Source organism: Candidatus Binataceae bacterium (assembly GCA_035508495.1).
Lineage (GTDB): Bacteria > Desulfobacterota > Binatia > Binatales > Binataceae > JASHPB01.
In genome coordinates this window covers 16,932-36,933 of sequence record DATJMX010000081.1, presented here as the reverse complement: position 1 = coordinate 36,933, position 20,002 = coordinate 16,932, and the positions used below count along the sequence as shown (strand labels likewise).

At 60.0% G+C, this 20,002-nt stretch carries 18 protein-coding genes and 1 tRNA gene; 11 read left to right on the top strand and 8 right to left on the bottom strand.

Translation table 11 applies throughout. The features are described 5' to 3' along the window. Window positions 1–411: 411 nt before the first annotated feature. Window positions 412–636 (top strand): 4-oxalocrotonate tautomerase family protein, encoded by a 225-nt coding sequence (locus VMA09_23365; GenBank protein HUA36563.1) that lies wholly within the window; start codon window positions 412–414, stop codon window positions 634–636. A gap of 131 nt (window positions 637–767) precedes the next feature. Here the strand turns inward: VMA09_23365 and VMA09_23360 are convergent, their stop codons facing one another. Continuing rightward, window positions 768–2,261 (bottom strand): DUF1254 domain-containing protein, encoded by a 1,494-nt coding sequence (locus tag VMA09_23360; GenBank protein HUA36562.1) that lies wholly within the window; start codon window positions 2,259–2,261, stop codon window positions 768–770. Between the two features lie 624 nt (window positions 2,262–2,885). Between VMA09_23360 and VMA09_23355 the strand changes: the two genes are divergently transcribed. The 3 genes from VMA09_23355 (at window position 2,886) to VMA09_23345 (ending at window position 6,457) form a co-directional block, all read left to right on the top strand. Then, window positions 2,886–4,595, top strand: a complete 1,710-nt coding sequence (locus tag VMA09_23355) for a choice-of-anchor Q domain-containing protein (GenBank protein ID HUA36561.1) — start codon at window positions 2,886–2,888, stop codon at window positions 4,593–4,595. A 626-nt stretch (window positions 4,596–5,221) separates the two neighbouring features. Beyond that, a complete protein-coding gene (locus VMA09_23350; protein HUA36560.1) occupies window positions 5,222–5,608 on the top strand; it encodes a hypothetical protein in 387 nt (128 codons plus the stop codon). Window positions 5,609–5,611: 3 nt separating this feature from the next. Next, entirely contained in the window at window positions 5,612–6,457 is an 846-nt protein-coding gene (locus VMA09_23345) for a tyrosine-type recombinase/integrase (GenBank protein ID HUA36559.1), read from the top strand. Between the two features lie 233 nt (window positions 6,458–6,690). Here VMA09_23345 and VMA09_23340 read toward each other — a convergent pair. Next, window positions 6,691–6,768: transfer RNA gene (locus VMA09_23340), tRNA-Val, on the bottom strand. Window positions 6,769–6,889: 121 nt separating this feature from the next. Here VMA09_23340 and VMA09_23335 point away from each other — a divergent pair. Then, complete coding sequence (locus VMA09_23335; protein ID HUA36558.1) at window positions 6,890–7,066, top strand: hypothetical protein; 177 nt, start codon at window positions 6,890–6,892, stop codon at window positions 7,064–7,066. Window positions 7,067–7,096: 30 nt separating this feature from the next. Here the strand turns inward: VMA09_23335 and VMA09_23330 are convergent, their stop codons facing one another. After that, window positions 7,097–7,480, bottom strand: coding sequence for a VOC family protein (locus VMA09_23330; GenBank protein HUA36557.1), 384 nt, complete (start codon window positions 7,478–7,480; stop codon window positions 7,097–7,099). Window positions 7,481–7,574: 94 nt separating this feature from the next. Between VMA09_23330 and VMA09_23325 the strand changes: the two genes are divergently transcribed. Together VMA09_23325 and VMA09_23320 are read left to right on the top strand one after the other, a co-directional pair. After that, complete coding sequence (locus VMA09_23325) at window positions 7,575–8,348, top strand: helix-turn-helix transcriptional regulator (protein ID HUA36556.1); 774 nt, start codon at window positions 7,575–7,577, stop codon at window positions 8,346–8,348. A gap of 83 nt (window positions 8,349–8,431) precedes the next feature. After that, the gene (locus VMA09_23320) at window positions 8,432–9,037 is read left to right on the top strand and encodes a carboxymuconolactone decarboxylase family protein (protein ID HUA36555.1); all 606 of its coding nucleotides are present in this window, start codon (window positions 8,432–8,434) and stop codon (window positions 9,035–9,037) included. Window positions 9,038–9,040: 3 nt separating this feature from the next. On the opposite strand, the gene VMA09_23315 is transcribed toward VMA09_23320, so the two are convergent. The 4 genes from VMA09_23315 to VMA09_23300 form a co-directional block, all read right to left on the bottom strand. After that, window positions 9,041–9,469 (bottom strand): DUF6306 domain-containing protein, encoded by a 429-nt coding sequence (locus VMA09_23315; GenBank protein ID HUA36554.1) that lies wholly within the window; start codon window positions 9,467–9,469, stop codon window positions 9,041–9,043. A gap of 152 nt (window positions 9,470–9,621) precedes the next feature. Then, window positions 9,622–12,735 (bottom strand): efflux RND transporter permease subunit, encoded by a 3,114-nt coding sequence (locus VMA09_23310; GenBank protein ID HUA36553.1) that lies wholly within the window; start codon window positions 12,733–12,735, stop codon window positions 9,622–9,624. Continuing rightward, window positions 12,732–13,832: an efflux RND transporter periplasmic adaptor subunit gene (locus tag VMA09_23305; protein HUA36552.1), complete on the bottom strand. Its 1,101-nt coding sequence runs from the start codon at window positions 13,830–13,832 to the stop codon at window positions 12,732–12,734. Before VMA09_23305 ends, VMA09_23310 begins: the two co-directional genes overlap by 4 nt. Beyond that, window positions 13,823–14,434, bottom strand: a complete 612-nt coding sequence (locus VMA09_23300; protein HUA36551.1) for a TetR/AcrR family transcriptional regulator — start codon at window positions 14,432–14,434, stop codon at window positions 13,823–13,825. The genes VMA09_23305 and VMA09_23300 overlap by 10 nt, the downstream gene beginning before the upstream one ends. Before the next feature lie 136 nt (window positions 14,435–14,570). Here VMA09_23300 and xth point away from each other — a divergent pair, with 136 nt between their 5' ends. Continuing rightward, on the top strand, window positions 14,571–15,347 hold the full coding sequence (gene xth, locus VMA09_23295) for an exodeoxyribonuclease III (protein ID HUA36550.1): 777 nt from the start codon (window positions 14,571–14,573) through the stop codon (window positions 15,345–15,347). Between the two features lie 138 nt (window positions 15,348–15,485). Here xth and VMA09_23290 read toward each other — a convergent pair whose 3' ends face one another. Further along, window positions 15,486–16,487, bottom strand: a complete 1,002-nt coding sequence (locus VMA09_23290) for a hypothetical protein (protein HUA36549.1) — start codon at window positions 16,485–16,487, stop codon at window positions 15,486–15,488. 123 nt (window positions 16,488–16,610) lie between these two features. On the opposite strand from VMA09_23290, the gene VMA09_23285 reads away from it, so the two are divergent. The 3 genes from VMA09_23285 to VMA09_23275 all read left to right on the top strand — a co-directional run bounded on the left by VMA09_23285 (window position 16,611) and on the right by VMA09_23275 (window position 19,998). After that, window positions 16,611–17,807 carry a hypothetical protein gene (locus VMA09_23285; protein ID HUA36548.1) on the top strand — a complete coding sequence of 399 codons (1,197 nt, stop codon included), beginning with the start codon at window positions 16,611–16,613 and terminating at the stop codon, window positions 17,805–17,807. 13 nt (window positions 17,808–17,820) lie between these two features. Further along, a complete protein-coding gene (locus VMA09_23280; GenBank protein ID HUA36547.1) occupies window positions 17,821–19,338 on the top strand; it encodes a hypothetical protein in 1,518 nt (505 codons plus the stop codon). An 84-nt stretch (window positions 19,339–19,422) separates the two neighbouring features. Continuing rightward, window positions 19,423–19,998, top strand: a complete 576-nt coding sequence (locus VMA09_23275) for a PEGA domain-containing protein (GenBank protein HUA36546.1) — start codon at window positions 19,423–19,425, stop codon at window positions 19,996–19,998. The last annotated feature ends 4 nt before the right edge of the window (window positions 19,999–20,002 follow it).

Genomic DNA, 20,002 nt, shown 5'->3' with positions numbered 1-20,002 from the left:
CTCTTTCCGTGTCGCATGACGTGCTTTTAGGCGACTTCGAAACTCATCAGGTCTTTGCTATTTGTGATAATTCTCCGGTAAGCGCGTTCGAGCTACGTCTTCACGAGGACTACTGTCAAGACTTCCTCCAGTTAGATTTGACCAAAAGGCGGCCTCGGTAAGATTCTCTCGAACAGCAGCGATAAATTCCCTAGCAGCCGCCCTATTCGGAAACCGCGCCCAGGAGGGGAGAAAAGGGAGTAATAGTGGAGATGAGCGCAGGCGTTTACCAAATTGGCCGCCCGCGTCGCAAGAGAGTCGCTTCATCTCTTGAAAGTCGGATGAACGTTCGCCTCGCAGCCGCGCTCCGCGCTTGTGGTTTCCGCGCTTCAGCGTTACGGTTGTGACAACGTCATTGAGGGGTCTGAGAAAATGCCACTAATCAATGTCAAGGTGATCGAGGGAGTATTCACCGACGCCCAGAAAAGCGAGATGGTCCGCAAACTTACCGACACAATGGTTTCAATCGAAGGTGAAAACATGCGTCCCGTCACTTGGGTGATAGTAGAAGAAGTCAAAAGCGGAGATTGGGGTATCGCGGGGAAACCCCTCACGACGAGCGATGTAAAAGCTCTGGCCGCAGGCAAGGCGCGCTAACTTTACCGAAAACTGGGCAACCCGCTGATTCTAATCGGCCACTCGCGCCCCGAACTTGCAGCGTGGCTAAGCACTGGCGGCCGTTTGTGCCGAGGGTTCCTTTCAAATGGCCTGAAACTCGGCGAGGTGATCTACGAAGCCTGCTTCACTGCAGGAGGTTTCCAAGTGCCATCCAAAATGGAAGGCGCAGATTCCTTCGGCCAGTACATTCGCAACATAGGGATGAAGTCACCGGTCGGAGCCGGTAGCCAGTTTGCTTCCTTGTCCTTGCCGGGCGATTCGGTCTGGAAGTAGAGCGTCAGCGAGCCGTCAGGGTTATACTTCAGATTGTTGCGCGGGCTGACGGTGAACTTGTTAAGCGGGTTTGGCACGAACCACCAGCCATTGTCGACCTCGTACATCGTGATCGACCAGAAACCGTCCACCGGCGGCGTCTCGCCCTTGGCGAAGCTCAGCGTGTACTTCTTCGCGCCGGTGAGCTTTGCTCCCGTACTGTCCACGAAGGTGTAGGGATAGATGGCATCCTCCTGCCGGTTGGCCGGCCAGCCGTAGGCGGCAACTACTGCTCGCTTGGTGTAGTTCGTCCCGTAGATGCCGAGATCTTTTGCTATCACCCAGCCGTTCACCGTGGCGCCCATGCTGTCCTTGTTTTTTTCAATGAACTTCATGGCGGACTTGTTGGCATCCGTCAGAACCGCTTGTACTGCAGGATCGAGCTTGGAAATATCGAATGCCTGTCCCGGTACCAAGCCTATCTTCGCCATCCGAGCAAGCATCGGCGCGTCTTCCGGGGCTGGAGGAGCTGCTTCGCTCATCAGCTTCGCCATCAGGTTGAAGTAGGTTGATATGTCCATCGCGTTGATCACTTTCTGCGGCGCGTCCGTCATGCTGAAGCCCGGATTGGGGTTCACCGGCGGTGCCTGGTAGGTGTAGGGCTTTCCGTAAGCGCTCAATGGAACGATCTTGTATTGCGCTTGCAAGGCATTGACCGTCTTGTAATCCTTCTCGGTGCCGTTGGCGTAGGTCCGTCCCAAAATGACCATGTAACGAGTCGCGCATTTGATTTGTTTGAGACCGGCCGGGACCGTACCATTCCAGCCCGGGCCGGTGATCAGATAACGGGCGGCATCGCCGCCCGCGGTGCGGGTGCCTGGCGTCTCGAAATCCGTCATCCATAGATCGGTCATCTCAAACAGGTAAAACCGCTTGCCCATATCCGGATGGCTGAACACCTGCGGCTCTGCCAGATCGAGCCAGGCGATCGAGTACAGCGTGTCGGCGTTGGGCGCTGAGACTCCACGGAAATTAGCCGGCGGATAGCGTTTGACGTTGACAAACTGCCCCATCGGCGCGTGCAGACCCTCGGACTTGGGAACGTTGCTGAACTGCACCCGCGTCACTTCGGTGGTGATCAAAGAGTAGCCGTAGACGTATGCGTCGGTCGCGATCGCTGATGCTTCATCTGTGCTGAGAGGAGCCGCAGCTTGCTGCGCCGAGGCGCGCGTTCCGCCAAGCGCAGCTAAGAGGAGCGCGAGCGCCAGAGTTCTGACGCCGAAGCCAGGTCTTGATGTAGCGGAATTCTCTTTCATTGCGGCATCCTCCGGACCTGTCCTGAACTCAGCCATGGCGCTCATCGTGCAATCAGGTCTCACAGATGATGCCTGTGGGACGGCTCATCCGCAAATTGGACTTTAGCCCAAGGTTCTTGCTCGCGTCGGCGCACGCTCAGTACCAAAACGAGTTCTCCAGCGGTCCCTTCGGACCTGGCTACGCCGTCCGCACTACCGTCCGGCATGAACCGCTCGAACTCGCGCCGGCTCACGGTCCTCGGCTACCGCCAGCGCCGCCCCGCACCCCTTCACTGTTTGGAATAAATCGCTATGGTCGGTGACCAGATCATGCACGACCGGCATACAACTTCTTCAACCAGCCAGCCTGACGAACAATTGACCCTCGGTTTTTTGACCACCTTTCACGGAAACCCTCACGACGCTCGAATTATGTGCAAGCGGGGGCGGTCAAGCATTGGGCCTCGAACGGGCCGGCATCTTTCAGGCACCAAAGATCGACACATTCTGGCCTGCGAGTCGCGCTCAACAAACTTGCGATAACGGCAGATTAACCAGATCTGCTTGGATTAATACGATGACGCTTGCGACGGTCGTTTTTGGTTTGTATGTTGCCTATGCCCGCGGACAAGGGCTTCCCTTTGCAAAAGATTCCTTCGCTTAAACCAGTGGAGAACCTCGATGAACCGAGTTATAAATGAGCGCCCTCGCTTCAGAATTTCGCGCGTGGGCTTAGCGCTTGGCTTCTTGTCCGTGTTCGTTGCGGGGCGACCGTGGCTCGCCTGCGCCAATGTTATCACCGTGAATAATGCGTCGGATGCGAACATCCCGGGTCTTTGCAACCTTCGGCAGGCGATCTACTCCCACAACGAGTCAACCTCGGCCCCCCTCTCAAGTTGCGGCGCCGGCGACCGCTCTGCGAACGATACGATTGTCCTCGATATCATCGGCAATACCATTGACATCGGCAGACCGCTGGAACCGATCGAAGGAGGCACCGAGGGAGCTGGCGTTGAAATCAAACCTAAGCCGGCAAATGTCTGCTACAACCTGCGGCAGGCGACATACTTCACAATAGACGGTGGAGCGACACTGACGCTCACTGGTATAAGCGTCGTGGTCAATGGCGCCGAGTTCAGGAGCGTAATCGGAACCATCGGCGGCACTTTGACGATACAGCCCAACGGCACTTCCGGACCATGCCTTTTTTCCAACCAAAACGGTAGAGATCGCAGGCCGATCAACGGTGGAATTCTATACCTCTCATTAGGCACTGCCACTATCAACGCGAACTTGGAAAACGGTTCAGCGGACAATTTTGGCGGTGCAATTTACCTTCAAAACAAGAGTACCGCCACTATCACTGGCGGCGCGTTCAATGGCAATACCGCGCGCAATGGCGGCGCGATATACGTCGGCGGGGGCGCGACTCTGAACATCAAGTCGAGCAACTTCACAATTAACAACAACAGCGCCACGAGCGCGGGCGGCGCGATCTATAGTGAGGGCGGCAATGTTTCCATCCAACGCGACCCCGGCCAATCACTGGGTAATGTTCAGATTGCATCGAACGGAGCACTGTTTAACGGCGGCGGAATCTTTGCCGATGGCGGTAAACTGAGCATCGACGGCATTCAATTCCTTGGCAATGCGGCGCCCGGTTTTCCGAACCTTATCCCCGGAGACGGGGGTGCGATTGAACTCTCCGACTTCTCCAAGACGAACTCCGCTTCGATCACGCGCACCTATTTTCGCGGCAACCTCGCCACCGGAAAGGGCGGATCGATCTACGCGACAGGAGGTTCGCCGTTGACGCTGTCCGGCGATACCTTCTTGAACAACCTGAGTAACGCCGGTGGAATTTACGCCGATAAACAGGCCGCTCTCGGCATTATCAATAGTACATTCCTCGGAACTTCCAAGGTGCCGGATGGAATCAAGCTCGATTCCGGCACCGCAGATGTCACCTTTTCCACCATACTATCTTCCACTCTCAGCGGACCTGGGGCTGGATTTAGTCTGAGCAGCAGCGTGTTGCGCGATGTGACCTGCACCAACATTACGGACGACCTCAACAATCTCCGGAACCCTTCAAGTCCATCCTGCCCAGGCACCAACAACACCAGCAACCCGACCCTAGGTTTGGACACCGCGCTGAAGGACAATGGTGGCTTCACCCCGACTATCATGTTGCTCACAGGCAGTCCGGCGATCGATGCGATCCCGGTTGGCGACTGCGCGGACCTGTCGGGCGAAAATCCACTGACCAGCGATCAGCGCGATGCGAGCCGTCCTGATCCGACGCACCCCAGTCTTTGTGATACCGGTGCGGTCGAGTCTGAATCCAAGGCTACTTCAGGGCTACTCCCGCCCGGTACCCCGTTGAACTGATTAGCTTGAATCGACGTCCGTCACCACGCGGAATGCAGATCGTCAGCGTCGTCCTAGGATTCGACGATGATCTTGTGGTCAGGCCCGATCAGATTAAATTCGGTGTTGACCGATCCAACAACGTGCGGCCTCAACTCACATGAGACTAGTGCAAGCGATGCGATCAACAACGCCGAGAGTCCGGATCGCAAGCTGCTTCCCCGAATCATCTTCAAAAGTGGCAGAGCCTTCTCCGGTTGCGTTCAAAAAATGATCAATCTCAACCCAGGTGAACGCAAGCAGAGATATTGTAAGAAGGCGACATTGCCTTCCGTTCCGGGGAACCGTTACTTCTCGGCTATGCCGGCGAAAGCGGTCGCGGAAATTTCACCCTGGCGACCGGAGCGAAACCGAAGCGTGACGGCCAGTTGGGTCTGATCAAGGGACTCTACGCATTTGTAGTTATATCGCTGGCGCATGGCTGCAGGCACAGAACCCCTGCTCGATTGAGAACAACGGTACTCTCATAGACGTGGCGGGTGATCAGGGTGCCGGCCTCGATACAGTTCGGCCTTATCCTGGCTGAACTCGAAGGCCCCCATCCACTATGGTCTATCACGACAGCCGTCAGCGGATGTTTCATAGCATTGATCGTCTTTCTGAACGCAGGTTTTTGGATCGGAGCTGCATATCGCCAGGAGGCAGTGGCGGATGTGATAGTGGCGTTCAACGACACAGACTGGTTTGGCTTCCTACTGGGTTGGGTCTTTCTGTCATTGGAGATGATCGCCGCCGCTCTTGTGACAATGTCAGACCTCAGTCCGCATCCACTGGTCCCGCATTACCTGTCGAAGGCTTCGTTGGTGGGTGCCGTCTTGCTCGTTTGTGCAGGTGGTCCCGCTTTCTTCAAAATTGGACCCTTGGCGTACCATGGATGGGCGGCGTTCCATATGCCAATGGCAATCTGGGGCCTGTGGCTCAGCTCGCATGCCTGGTACATGCGCAAGGCGCTGTTGAGGCACTCTCGCAGTTGATGAATGGGTGTGTGGGTTTCTGTGCTGCGGTTGTCCGGCTGCTTTCAAAGTACTGCTTTTAAAATCGCGGCGCAGCGTGTACTCGAAGACAAGCGATGTCGGTGCGCAGCGAATACCGGCGAACTCTACAAGTACGCGCTGAAGCCGATGATCGTGGCATTTGGGAGCAAGCTCGTCTGCGACATCTCGCCGGAAGATATTCGCGCGTATCAGACCAGGCGTTTGGAAACCGGAGTATCAGCCAGAACCGTAAACATCGAAGTCGGGGCCCTACGTACGGTTCTGAAAACCCATCGGCTCTGGGCCCCGATGGCGGATGCTGTCGAAATGCTTCGCGAGCGGAAGGATGTGGGCCGCGCGCTCAGCTATGGCGAAGAGAAGAAGCTGATCGAAGCAGCAGGAAAAAGTAGATCACCCGCGCTGCTGCCGTTGCTCTCGATCACTTTAGATACAGGACTTCGCGCCGCCGAGATTCGCGCGCTGCAGAAAAAGGATCTCAGTCTCGTCTGGAAGAACGGCACAATCGAATCCGGGTTCATCACGGTAACAAAATCCAAGACTGAAGCCGGTACCGGAAGAACGATTCCGCTCAGCCGTCGCGCTTGCGGTGCTCTCACTCTCTGGCTGTCGCGATTTTCTCAAAGCGATCCTGAGACGTTTGTGTTTCCACGTCATTCAATCGGGTTCACAGGTTACCAACGAAAACCCCATGTGCACGGCCTTCGCTTCGACGAACCGATAGGCCAATGGAAAAAGGCTTGGAAGGACGCGTGCGTGACAGCAGGCGTGCGTTGCCGATGGCACGACCTTCAGCATACGTTCATCACGCGTCTCGCTGAGAAACCGTAGATTTCCGAGCAAACGATCATGAGTCTCGCGGGACACGTTTCCCGTTCTATGCTCGCTCGATACAGTCATATTCGGAATCAGGCCAAGAAATCGGCCATCGAAGCGCTCGAAAAGGAGGCTTCAGCCGCCATTTCTGCTGAAGGGTCCCCACAAAAGTCCCCACAGACGGACGCCGGCGAAAAGGTGATTCTCAATTGATCGCCGAAAAATGCTGGAAAGATTTGAGGAATTATTGGTGGACGCAGCAGGACTTGAACCTGCGACCCCTTGCATGTGAGGCAAGTGCTCTAACCGGGCTGAGCTATGCGTCCACCGCGAGCGTGATTATCGCTTCGGTCGTGTCGGCGTTCAAGGGGCGCGCGCCTGATGGTTGCTCCCGGCGCGCGCGCTCGCCATGATGCACTCAAATCCCCCAAGTCGGAGGTTCTCGCGATGTTCGATGTTGGCGACAAAGTCAGGATCATCGCGGGCTCTTTTTGTGGCTTCAACGGCAGGGTCGAGGAAGTGCGTGCCCCAGACCAGAGGGCGCGGGTCGCAATCTCGATTTACGGCCGGGATGAAATGATTGAGCTCGATTTCTCGCAGCTTGAGCCCATCAACATACACTAAAAGTCAAGCCCCGAACGCCGCCGCAGCGGACTATGGCTTCGCGAACTCCGTCAGTGACAGCGTGTTGCCTTCCGGGTCCTTGAACCAGCAGACCTTGCCGGCGCCGTCGGGCGTCGTCCAGATGCCTTCGGCGTCCTGCTCCATGCCGGGATGGCGCTCGAACTTGACGCCTCTCTGCGCGAGTTCCGCAGCGACGGCCTTGATGTCCGGCACCGACCATCCGAGCACCGTGAATTGTTGCGGCGTAAATTCCTTCAGCTTCTGGATATGCAGCCGCCGGTCTCCGATCTTGAAAATGATCGCATGCCACGCGTCTTCGACCAGTTTCAGACCGAGGACATCGCCATAGAATGCCTTGGCTTTATCAGGTTGCGCGGTCGCCACGAATGACATGACTTCCTTGTCGGCGAGCATAGCGGAGGCTCCTTGGTTCAATACCTATTAGATAGTCAGTCGATTGACTAATACCATTTCCGGCCCAGGCGGTCTTGCGCTAGATTGCCAATCGATGACGAAAAAGCGTCACTGGTTTTTCGACTCCTACAAATACCGGGTTCGCACCGGTATCATGCCTGAATATGCCGATGGGCATGTGATTCGCGCGCATTCGCATCCATGGCATCAGCTGGTTTACGCTTCGCGCGGCGTGATGACGGTGCGGACGCCCGCGGGCTCGTGGGTGGTGCCGACGCATCGCGGGGTATGGGTTCCCGCTCGCATCCGTCACTCAATCGAGATGTCTGGGGCGGTGTCGCTGCGCACGCTTTACCTGCTGCCGAGGCTCAGCCGCTCATTACCCGATCGCTGCCGCGCGATCGCGATCTCGCCGCTCTTGCGCGAACTGATCCTGCGCATTGTCGAGATGGACGGCCTGAGGACCGGCAACCGGGCGCACTCGCATCTTATCGATGTGCTGATCGATCAACTCCGGGTCATGGAATCCGAGGCCGTTCATCTGCCGCTACCGCGCGATTTGCGGGCCAGGCGCGTCGCGGCGCGGTTGCAGGAAAATCCGTCGGATGATCGCGCGCTCGATGATCTGTCGAAATCGGCGGGCGCCAGCAAGCGCACCATCGAGCGGCTGTTCAAATCTGAAACGGGAATGGGTTTCGGCAAATGGCGCCAGCAGATGCGGCTGGGTCACGCGCTCAGGCTGCTCGCCGCGGGTCAGGCCGTTACGACGGTCGCACTCGAAGTCGGATACGACAGCACGAGCGCGTTCATCTCGGCTTTTCGCGGGACCTTCGGCCAGACGCCCGGGCAATATTTCCGCGCCGCATAAAACTCATTTGACCTGACCCTTGGGATGGGCGAATCTCAGCGAGCGCGCGGCATCGGCGCCAGCTTCATCGCAGGAGAAAAATCATGGGACGACTCAAGCAGGTGAGCCTCGCCGAGGCGACGCCCGAGATCAAAGAACTCTACAATCAGTTTTTCCACGGCCGCGATCCGGTCGGTGAGCCCGGCACCGATACCGGCACGCCCGGCGATTATTGGACCACCTTCGCGCTGGTGCCCGACCTGCTCTTCCAGGCCCGCAACTCGCTGATGGCGTTGATGCAACCGGGGCGCAAACTTCCAGCGCAGCTCCGCGAGCTCGCGATCATCCGCACCGGGATCGTGGGCGAATCGAAGTTCGAGTATTCGCAGCATCTCAAGGTGGGCAGGATGGTCGGCGTCGCGGCCGACAAGCTCGCGGCGGTCAAGTCGTGGGCACTGTCGGACAAGTTCACGCCGGCCGAGCGCGCCGTCATGCAGGCAACCGACGAGCTCGTCGGCCGCAACCTGATCGAGGACGATACCTTCGCCGCGTTGAAGCAGCATCTGGGCGACGATCAGATCATGGAGCTTGTCTATGTGATCGGACTGTGGCGGATGCACGGCATGATCGTGCGCGCGCTGCATCTGGAGTTCGACAACGATACGACCGCGAGGATGGCGGAAGTTCCCGCCCCTGCGCCGAAGAAGTAGCGCTCAGCCATTCACGCCGAGGAGTTTGATTACTTCGGCGCGGCCCCATTCGACTTCGGCGCGATGACGGTTGGCCATCGCGGTCAGGTAGTCGTGGATCGGACCTGATTCCGGCGCGAGCGCGAGGGCGACCTCGGTCTTGCGTGCGGCCCATTCCTGGCCGCGCGATAGCAGCGCGAGGCGCTCGCGCAGCGTTTTGAGTGCGGCGACTTTTCCTGCGAATGGACCGACGTTGGCGGACGGCGTGCCGCCGTTGGTGCGGATCAGCGCCTCGAGTTCCTCGGCGTTGCGCCGCTCGACATCGCGCGAGCCGCTGAGGAATTTGCGCAGCTCATCGAGATTGATCTCATCGACCAACTGCGCCAGCGCCTTGGCGCCCGAGCGCTCGGACTCGAGCAGCAGATTGAGCGCATCTTCGAGAGCCTTGTCCACGCCGCGAATCTAGTAAGCGTCCCCCGCCCGCGCAAGGCGGCATCGAAATGAGCACCGCCACGATCAAGCTCGCACCTGACCTCGCCCCGACGCGGCGAGCGGTGAGCCGCTTGGCTCTCACTGCGCTCACGCTTTGCGAAGTAGGGCGATGTTTAATCCGCGATTTGACGCGCGAGCTCGGGTTCGACGAGGTGCAGGCGGCGGGCGGCGCGGCCTTTGCGGCTGAACCAGTTCTCGAGATCATCGAAGAGTGAGTATGCGACTGGAGTCACTAGCAGTGTGATCAGGAGGCAGAGTGTCTGGCCGCCGATTACAACTACCGCGATTGCGCGAATCGAGCTGTCGCCCGCGCCCTGGCCGAATAGTACCGGGATCATGCCCGCGACGAGTGCGGCCGTGGTCATGAGGATCGGGCGCAGACGATCGCGATTCGCGGTCAGGATCGCCTGCCGGCGCGGGATCCCGGAGCGCAGCAAGTTTAGCGTCTGATCGATCTGCAGAATCGAATTTTTCTTCACGATACCGAACAGCAACAGGATGCCTAGAGTCGAGAACAGCATCAGATTATCGCGGAAGATAAACAGCGAGATAAGCGCGAACGGCACCGCGAGCGGCAGCGACAGCATGATCGTGATCGGATGGATAAAGCTCTCGAACTGGGCCGCCAGCACCATGTACATGAAGACGATCGAGAGGCCGAACGCGACGAGGAAGCCCGTGACCATCTCGCCGTAAATTTTGCTCTGGCCGCCGAATGCGGTTTCGTAGCCGGGCGGCATGTGAATCGTGGCAACCTCGCGCGTGACGGCGTCCATCACCTTGTTCATTGCGAAGCCCGGCGCGAGGTTGAAGACGAGCGCGATCTGGCGCTGGCGATCCTGCCGATCGATCTGCACCGGACCGGTGCCGTGGTTGAGGCTCGCGACGTTATCGAGCCGTACCTGTCCAACCTTGGCTGACGGGATCGTCAAGCCCGCCACGACGGTTGGATCGTTGCGATCCTTGTCCGCGAGCTGGAGCCGCACGTCATACGTGTCCTGGCCCTCGCGGAAGCGCGTGACGACATCGCCCTGCACCATGGTGCGCATCGTCTGCGCGATGTCATCGACGGAGACGCCGAGGTCGGCGGCCTTCTGGCGATCGATATTGACCTGAAGCTCGGGCAGGCCGCCTTCGTAACTCGAATCGAGATCGACGATGCCGGGAATCTGGCGCAGCCGCGCCATCAGGCGATCGGCATAGGCCCTGAGCACCTCGAGATCGGGTCCGCGCATATCGTACTCGACGGCAACCTCGCGAATACCGCCCTGCTCCCACGGTTTGATCGCGTCGACGCTGATCCGCAGCGCGGGGAATACGTTCAGACGCGCGCGCGCCTCGGCCATGATCTGCTCCTGGCTGCGCTTGCGCTTGTCGAGCGGCACGAGCTTCGCGACGACCTGCGCGACGGTCACGCGATCGTCGCCATTGGTGTCGCCAACGGTGGTGAAGATGTCGCGGATCTCGGGAATCTCGCGCAGGCGATCTTCGATCTGCGCGACCACAGCGTCGGTATGTTTCAGCGAGTAGCCGGGCGGCGTGCGGAGATTAACCGCGAACTCGCCTGAGTCATCATCGGGCATGAACGAACCGCCGACCAGCTTGCCGAGAAACGGAATCGAGAACACGAGCCCCACTGCAACCGCGACGATCACCCATCGATGGTCGAGCGACCAGCGCAGCGCCAGGTCGTAGTAGTCCTCGATAAATTTGAAGATCTTCGATTCTTTCGAGCTGTGTTTCCCCGCTCCAGCCTTGGGCAGATAGCGCGAGCAGAGCATCGGCGTGAGCGTGAAGCCGACCAGCAGCGACACCATGATCGAGAACGCCATCGTGAGACCGAACGAATTGAGGAAGCGGCCCATGACCCCATGGATGAAGGCGACCGGGACGAAGATCACGACCAGCGACAGCGTAGTCGCGCTCACGGCGAGGCCGACTTCGGCAGTCGCCGCCTTCGCCGCCGTCACGGGATCCATGTGCTTCTCTTCGATGAATCTGAAGATGTTCTCGAGCACGACGATCGCGTCGTCGATAACGATGCCGACCGCGAGCGTGAGCGCGAGCAACGTCATGCGATTGAGCGTGAAGCCCATCCAGAGGATCAACGAGTAGGTCGCGATGATCGAAACCGGAATCGAGATTGCCGCGATCAGCGTCGAGCGAATCGAGCCGAGGAAAAAGTAAACGACGATCGCCGCGCAGATGCCGCCCATCACCAGATGCTCCTGCACGGTGTGAACGGCCTCGCGGATAAACTTCGACGAGTCGCGCGAGAAGATCACATCGACGCCGGGCGGGAGCGTGTTCTTGATCTCGGCGAAGCGCTCCTTGACGCGATCGACGACTTCGATCGTGTTCTGCCCGGATTGCTTCTGCACGACGAGCGAGACGGCGTTGCGATTATCCCAGCGCGAGAGCGAGCGCGGCTCGACCACGGAATCTTCGACATTCGCGACGTCGCCGATCGTGATCGGCCGATTGTCAACTTCGCTCACGATGATCTTCGAGAAGTCGGGCACTTCGGTGATACGGCCGAGCGTGCGCAGCATCTCCTCCGACATGCCCTGCTTCATACGGCCGCCGGGGTATTCGACGTTCTGCCGCGTGAGCGCCGCGCCGACCTGCTGAATCGTGACGCCGGTCGCATGCAGCTTGTCGGCGTTCACCGCGATATGGATCTCGCGCTTGCGGCCGCCGACGATCTGAATCGAGCCGACTCCGTCAACAGATTCGAGCGACTGCTTGAGCCGCTTGTCGGCGATCTCGGTCAGCTCCTTCAAGCTCTGGTAGCCGGTCACCGTCATCGTGAGGATCGGCACGGCGTCAAGGTCGAACTTCTGCACCAGCGGCGGCTTGGTGCCGTCTGGAAGTTGATCGAGCACGGTCGAGATCTTGTCGCGCACATCCTGCACGGCGGCGTCGAGATCGCGCTCGAGCTTGAACTGGATAATGATGCGCGAGACGCCTTCGAGGGTGTTCGAGCGCATCTCGTCGATACCGCTGACGGTGTTGACCGCCTCTTCGAGCGGCTTGGTGACGCGCGCTTCGGTTTCCTCGGGCGCGGCGCCCGGCAGGAACGTCGTGACCATCACGGTCGGCACATCGACCTTGGGAAATAGATCGACGCCCAGGCGCTCGTAGGAGAAGAGGCCGAGCACGACCAGCACGCCGATGAACATCGTCGCGAAGACGGGGCGGCGCACGCACAGATCGGCGAGGATCATGACTGCACCTTCACGCTCGACCCGTCGGCAAGGCGATCTACTTCGGTAGTCGCCACGCGATCGCCTTCGTGAAGTCCCTCGACGATCTCGACTTGGTCGCCGAGGACGGCTCCAGTCTTGACCTCGCGCGAGTGCGCGATGCCGTGATCGATCACGAACACGCGCGCGACGCCTGCGTAACGCAGCACTGCGCTCTGCGGCACGAATAGCGCGCGATCCTGCCCGAGGTTCATCGTCACATGAGCGAAGAATCCGGGCTTGAGCGCGCCGTCAGGATTGCGGACTTCGGCCTCGACCAGCAGCGTCCGGCTGTCCTCGTCGAGCGCGGGTGCGATTCGTGTGATGGTGCCGGTGAACTGGTCGCCGGGGCGCGCGTCGATCGTGAGATTCACCGGCATCCCGAGCTTGGCGAGCGGCACGAACCGCTCGGGCATCGGGCAACGCAGCTTGATCGGATCGGTCGCGATCACTTCATAGACCTGCTTGCCCGGCGCGACGTACTCGCCAAGCGAGACCATCCGCTTCTGCACAAAGCCGGAAAACGGCGCGCGAATCTCGGTATCGCCGAGCTTCTTCTTTGCGAGCTCGAGGGCGCGCTCGGCGGATTCTTCGTCGGCCTTGTCCATGCGCATCGTGGCCGCGATCTGATCGAATTGCTCGGGCGACATCGTGCCGTCGCGGCGCAGCTCACTGGCCCGCGCGAAACGCGCGGCGGAATTGTCGGCCCGGGCGCGAGCCTGGTTAAGCGCGGCCTCGGCCGTACCGACGCGGATCTGATACTCGCGCGGATCGATACGGAGCATCACCTGCCCGGCTGTCACCGCATCGCCGAGATCGGCAACGACTTGCGCGACATTGCCCTCGACCTGCGACGCGATCGTGGCGCGTTCCTTGGCGAAGAGCGCGCCCTGGATTTCCGCGGAACGTTCGAGGCTCTGCTGATGAGCCGCGGCGACACTGACGGTGATGGCTTGCGAATCGGTTGGCGCGGCCTCGACGTCGGCGGCAGCCGAGCGATGGCATCCCACGCTGCCGAGCGCGGCAAGCGCAATCGCAAGTGTCGCCGCGATATGAATCCGCGAGGGCTTTATCCGCATCGCTCCGCCTGCACGCCTTTCAGGAACAGCTCGATCACCGCATCAGCGTCCGCCTCGGGTGGAGTTGAGGCCAATCCGAGGACCCGCCGCCGTAGCGAGCCGGTGATCATTTCGGTGAGCATAAAGGCCGCGAATTGAGGATCGATCGGGCGAATCGCGCCCTGATCGATCGCGTCGCGAAAAATCGCCGCGATGAGGTCGAGGGTCTCGCGATAAATCGCCATGAACTCGCGTCCACGGGGCGAGTCGAGCACGAGATCGAGCGAGTTGCCGACGATAAATGTCTTCAGGAAATCCTGGTTCGACGATTGAAGCCGATACGAGGTGTGAATCAGACGCCGCAGCCGCTGGAGCGGCGGCAAAGTCGGATCGTCGGCGCGGGCGGTCTCGGCCTGGAGCGCGCGGATTCCTTCGATAACGGCGGCATGGACCAGATCGTCCTTGCTGTTGAAATAAAGATAGATAGTACCCTTGGCGACCTTGGCTTCCTCGGCGACGCGGTCGATAGTGGTGGCCTGGATACCGTAATGGCCCAGGACTTTGCGAGCGGCGACGAGAATCTCGCGTTCGCGGTACTCTTTGATGACTTCTTCGCGGGTCACTGACTGACCATTCAGATGACTGAACGTACAGTCAGTGTAGTCATCGCGCAGAAAATGAGGCAAGCGCCGTTTGTACTGTGCTGGAGTGACCGAATCGGCCTGGATGGCCGATTAAAATAGAAAGCAGCAAAATTCTATGAAAATCGCGACCTTTAACGTCAATGGCATCACCAGCCGGCTGCCCATCCTCTTGCGATGGCTTGCTGAATCCAAACCCGATGTCGCATGCCTCCAGGAACTCAAGGCAACCCAGGATAAGTTCCCTGAAAAGGAGGTCCGTGAGGCTGGGTATTACCCCATCTGGCACGGGCAGAAGAGCTGGAATGGCGTGGCAATCCTGGCGCGCGATGCCGATCCGGTTGAGATTCGGCGCGTACTGCCCGGCGATCCGGAAGATGAACATAGCCGCTACATCGAGGCCGAGGTGCGCGGAATTGTTGTAGGCTGCCTCTATCTTCCAAATGGCAACCCTGCCCCGGGTCCGAAATTCGATTACAAGCTCAAATGGCTCCAGCGCCTGACCAAGCACTCGCAGGATTTGCTCGCGTCGAACAAACCCGCAATTCTCGCCGGCGACTATAACATCATCCCGACCGAGATTGACGTGTATAAACCCGAGCGATGGGTCAAGGACGCACTCTTCCTGCCTGAGGTCCGCGAGGCTTACGCCAACATCGTCGCGATGGGCTGGACCGACGCGCTGCGCACGCGCCATCCGGGCGAGCGCATCTTCACGTTCTGGGATTATTTCCGCAACAACTGGATGCGCGACGCGGGCCTGCGCATCGATCATCTGCTGCTAAGCCCCGCACTCGCCCCGCGCCTCGCTGACGCCGGTGTAGATCGCGATCCGCGCGGATGGGCCAAGCCCAGCGATCACACGCCGGTGTGGGCGATCATCAGCGACGAATAAGAAGAGGCAGAATTTTTACCACGAAGGCAGCAAGCTACTAGGGTCAGAAGTGGTTTATAATAAATTTCTTCTACTTTGTGCCTTCGTGTCTGCGACTTCGTGCCTTTGTGGTGGTCTTTTGCGGCCTTTTTTGCCTGGTTATTTTTCTCGCGGTTCGCTTAGCAGCCGATCGCCCAGGATATCCGCGAGGCGCTCGGCCGGCAGGCGGCGCAGCTCGGGGATGGCGAAGCCCGAGGCGGCGGCGTGGCCGCCGCCACCGAAATTCTCGGCGAGGCGCGACAGATCGACCTCGCAATCGGCGCTGCGCCTGAGGCTTACGCCCTGGCTGCGCAGGTCGAACAGCGCCACGACCATTCGGTGCTGATCGGCGTAGAGCTTCGCCGCCACCTCGCTCGAATAGCCGAAGCAGCAGGCGGTGCGCACGGTGATGCCGTTTTCGAGCTTGCGATCGACGAGGGTCGCGTGCGCGAGCTCGATACTGCGGCGCATCGCGTCGCGCCCTGATTCGAATGCGTGGCGCAGCTTGCGACTCATCGTCGGTTCGGTGAGCCGCAGGATCTCGCGATACGACGCGATTCCGCCGAGGGTCTGCACGGCGAGCGCCCAGTCAGGCGATTCGGCGATCTTGTGAACCCACCTGTCGTGATCGTCGGCGATCATCGCCAACGGTGCGAACTTCTCGAATTCTTCGCGGGCTTTGTCCGGCAGATCGCGCGCGGCGCGCCTCAAGTAATTGAACGTCAGCCGCGCCGCCGAGTACTGCTCCGAGAGCACCTTGTCAGTGAACTGCACCTGGAACTCGGGCGCCTCGGCACGCGAGACCGCCGTGCGATGATGATCGATCCAATAGATGCGCACCCCGCGCTCGGCGAGATCGTTGAGATGATCTCCGGTCGCGACCTGATTCCACGACAGGTCGGTGATCCAGAGCTCATCGTCGCTGTTGGGCTGGACCTCGAGCTGCTGGATCGTGCTGTCGGCCTCGTTGTTACCGGCGAGCGTGGTTTTGACGCGCTGGCCGTCGTAAAAGCGCGCGACGGCTGCGGCCGCCATGACGCCATCGAGGCACGAGGGCCCATGGCTCACGACATGAATAGTGCGAAGGGGTTTGCTCGGCATGAACAGGCCATTATAGAGCATCGCGCGGCGCCGAGCGAATGTGTGGCCATCTCGCCCGGCGGACGAACAATCGTGTTCCCCACTGCCGGCTCGTGCGATAACATCTAGCGGTCACCAGAACCCCTCCGGCCCGAGGTTCCTGCAATGGGAAATGCAGCGGTTCACATCGGTTTCGACAGTCGCGTTGCTGACAGAACAGAAGCCAGGACTCGCGCCGCGGCGATTCCGTGGTACGTATGGTGCCTCGCCGCCGCGGTTACCTCCGACAGCTTCGGCGGCTATTGGGACATCTCGTGGCATATCTCGATCGGCCGCGATACGTTCTGGACGCCTGCGCACATGATGGTTTACCTGGCCGGTGTCCTCGCGGGCATCTCGTGCGGCTATGCGATCCTGGCGACGACGTTCGGCTCGTCCGAGGAGATGCGGAATAACTCCGTGTCGGTGTGGGGATTTCGCGGGCCGCTCGGATGCTTTGTCGCATCGTGGGGCGCGTTCGCAATGCTGACCTCGGCGCCATTCGACAATTGGTGGCATAGCGCTTACGGGCTCGACGTCAAGATCGTGAGCCTGCCGCATTCCATACTCGCGCTCGGCGAGACGATGATCCTGCTCGGTTGCGTGCTCCTGATTTGCGCGAACCTGAATCGCGCGTCGGGCGTCTCGCGAGACGGCCTCGATCGGCTCTTGGTGTATATCGGCGGACTTGCGACCTTCGGCGCGGCCAGCTTCAGCCTCGAGTCGACGTGGGTGGGTGCGATGCATAGTGCGATGTTCTATCGCGCGGTCGCGAGTGCTTTCCCGCTCGGACTGCTCGCGATCTCGTGTGTATCGAAAGCGAAGTGGCCGGCGACGACAATGGCGGCGATCTACATGGGCGCCTACATCGCGTTTCTGTGGATCTTCCCGCTCTTTCCCGCCGAGCCCAAGCTAGGCCCCGTCTATCAGCACATCACGCACATGGTGCCGCTATGGTTCCCGGTGCTGCTGATCTTTCCGGCGCTCGCGCTCGATCTGTTGCGCGCGAGGCTCGGCGAAAAATGGATCAACTGGCGCACCGCGATTCCCGCCGGATGCCTTTACCTGGCGGTTTTCATCATCGTGCAGTGGCCGTTCGCTGACTTCCTGATGATGCCGGCAGCGAGAAACTGGATCTTCGGCCGGAACTATTTCACCTACAACGATCCGGCCAACCTGCTCTATGACCCTTACCACTTTGAGATGCTCGAGCCGACGCGTGCCGCGTTCGCAGGCGGGATGGTGCGCGCGTTCATCGTAGCCATCATCTTCTGCGCGCTGGGAATTGCGTTGGGCCGCGGCTTGCGCAAAGTTCAGCGCTAACGCGATCAGATCGATGATCAGCCTTCGAGGTATCTGCCGCATCGCGATTCGAGGCGGCTTGCTCACCGCCCTCGCGCTGATCTTCTTCGCGCGCACCGCAGCGGCGCACGTCGGCAGTCCAAACGTTTTTTACGAGGGCGACGCCGGCCCTTATCACCTGTTCGTCGCGGTCGCGGTGCCGCAGGTGATCCCGGGCGTCGCGCAGATCAACGTCCGTGCGCGGGATAACGATGTAAATTCGATCAGCACTTCGGTCGCGCGCCTCAGCGGAGCGGGATCACAGTACGCTCCTGTGCCGGACGTCGCGAAGCGCTCGCCGCTCGACCCGCATCAATTCGCCGCCAACCTGTGGCTGATGGAATTCGGTTCGCTGCGGGTGATCGTTAAGGTCGACGGCGCCCACGGTCCCGCAGAGTTGTCGGTTCCGGTGCCGTCGTTCGCGCAGCGCTCGTTGCCGATGCCGCGGTGGCTCGGCGCACTGTTGCTCGCGCTTACGATCGGCCTCGCGATCGGCGCGATCTCGATCGTCGGTGCGGCGGCCCGTGACTCGCTGCTGACGCCCGGCGCCGAAGTGAGTCCCGAGGCGCGCCGGCGCGGCCGCCGGGCGATGGCCTTTACCGCGGTAGTCGTCGGCCTCATCTTCTGGGGGGCTTTCGAATGGTGGAGCGTCGACGCCAGCGACTATGCCGCGATCGCCGGCTTCTTCAAGCCGCCCAAGCTCGAAGTGAAGCTGGTGGGGACCAACCAGCTCGAGCTGCAGCCTTCTCCGGCCGATGAAAATTGGAACAAGGCCGTCGGTTTCAATCGCCTGGTAACGGATCACGGACACCTGATGCATCTGTTCCTGCTACGGACGCCGGCCTTCGATCGCATCTTGCATCTCCATCCTGATCTCAAGGACGGCAAGTTCGTCGAGAGCCTGCCCTCGCTCGATGCCGGGCACTATGAAGTGTTCGCCGACGTCGTTTCGAATAATGGATTTCCGTGGACGCTGGTTGGCAGTATCGACCTGCCGCAGATTACGGCAAAGCCGGCCAACCCTGACGATTCGGGCGGATCAGCGGCGCCGATTTCGACCGCATCGGATTCGACAATCGACGTGCTCGCCGACGGCACTCGTGTCACGTGGAAACGCGACGCGAGCTTGCGCGCGAATACGGCGACGATATTCGAGTTTGACGTGCGGGATCCCAACGGCCAGCCGGCCAGCGATCTCGGGCTCTACATGGGGATGGCGGCGCATGCCGAGATCATCAAAGACGACCTCTCAGTGTTTGCGCATATCCATCCGTCGGGCTCGGTGCCGATGGCCTCGCTGATGATGGTCAACGCGAGCGCGGATTCCTCGCAGCCATCGATGGACATGCCGATGAACATGCCCGGCATGGACATGTCGAACATGTCGGCGAAGGTGTCGCCGGAGTTCTCGATCCCCTACGGATTCCCCAAGCCCGGCCGCTATCGGATCTTCCTGCAATTCAAACGCGCGGGACAGATCGAGACCGCCTCGTTCACCGCCGACGTACATTGAACCTTCATGACATTCTGTAGGATCGGCTTGCCACAGCGTCAGGCTTCTGATTAATCAGACTGGCGCTGCTAGCTGGGGGATTACATGGGCAAACCGAAAGTTTTGGTGCTTCTGATGCTTGCGCTGGTTTCGGCCTCCTGCGCAACGCTGCTCAAGGGCCACACCGACGAGATCACCGTGATCAGCGAACCTGCAGGCGCCAAGGTATCCGTCAATGGCGACGATAAAGGCACCACGCCCGTCACCTTCACGGTGCCATCGAAGGAAGACCTGAACGTCCATGTCGTGAAGGACGGCTATCGGCCCGAAGACATCAACGATCCAGCAAAGACGCGATGGGGCTATGAAGCGTTTTCGTTCGTGGAGTGGGTAGTTCCAGTTTTCATCGACATGGGCACAGGGGCCGCTTGGGGGCACGATCAACTTTCGTTGACCACGCATCTGGAGCCCTCCCCCCAGGCAAGCCCGGGAGCTGCGGCGCCGTCCGTCTCCGCGCAGGCCGCGCCCTCGATCGAGGCGTCACCAGTAGCGAATGCTTCGCCGTCTGCGGAAGCCACACCCAGCGCTTCGCCATTGTCTGCCGCGAACGCATCGCCAGACGCAGCCGCGACAGTATCGTCGGCGGCGCAGCTGGGAGCCGGAGCTGTCTCGGCCAAATAGCGAG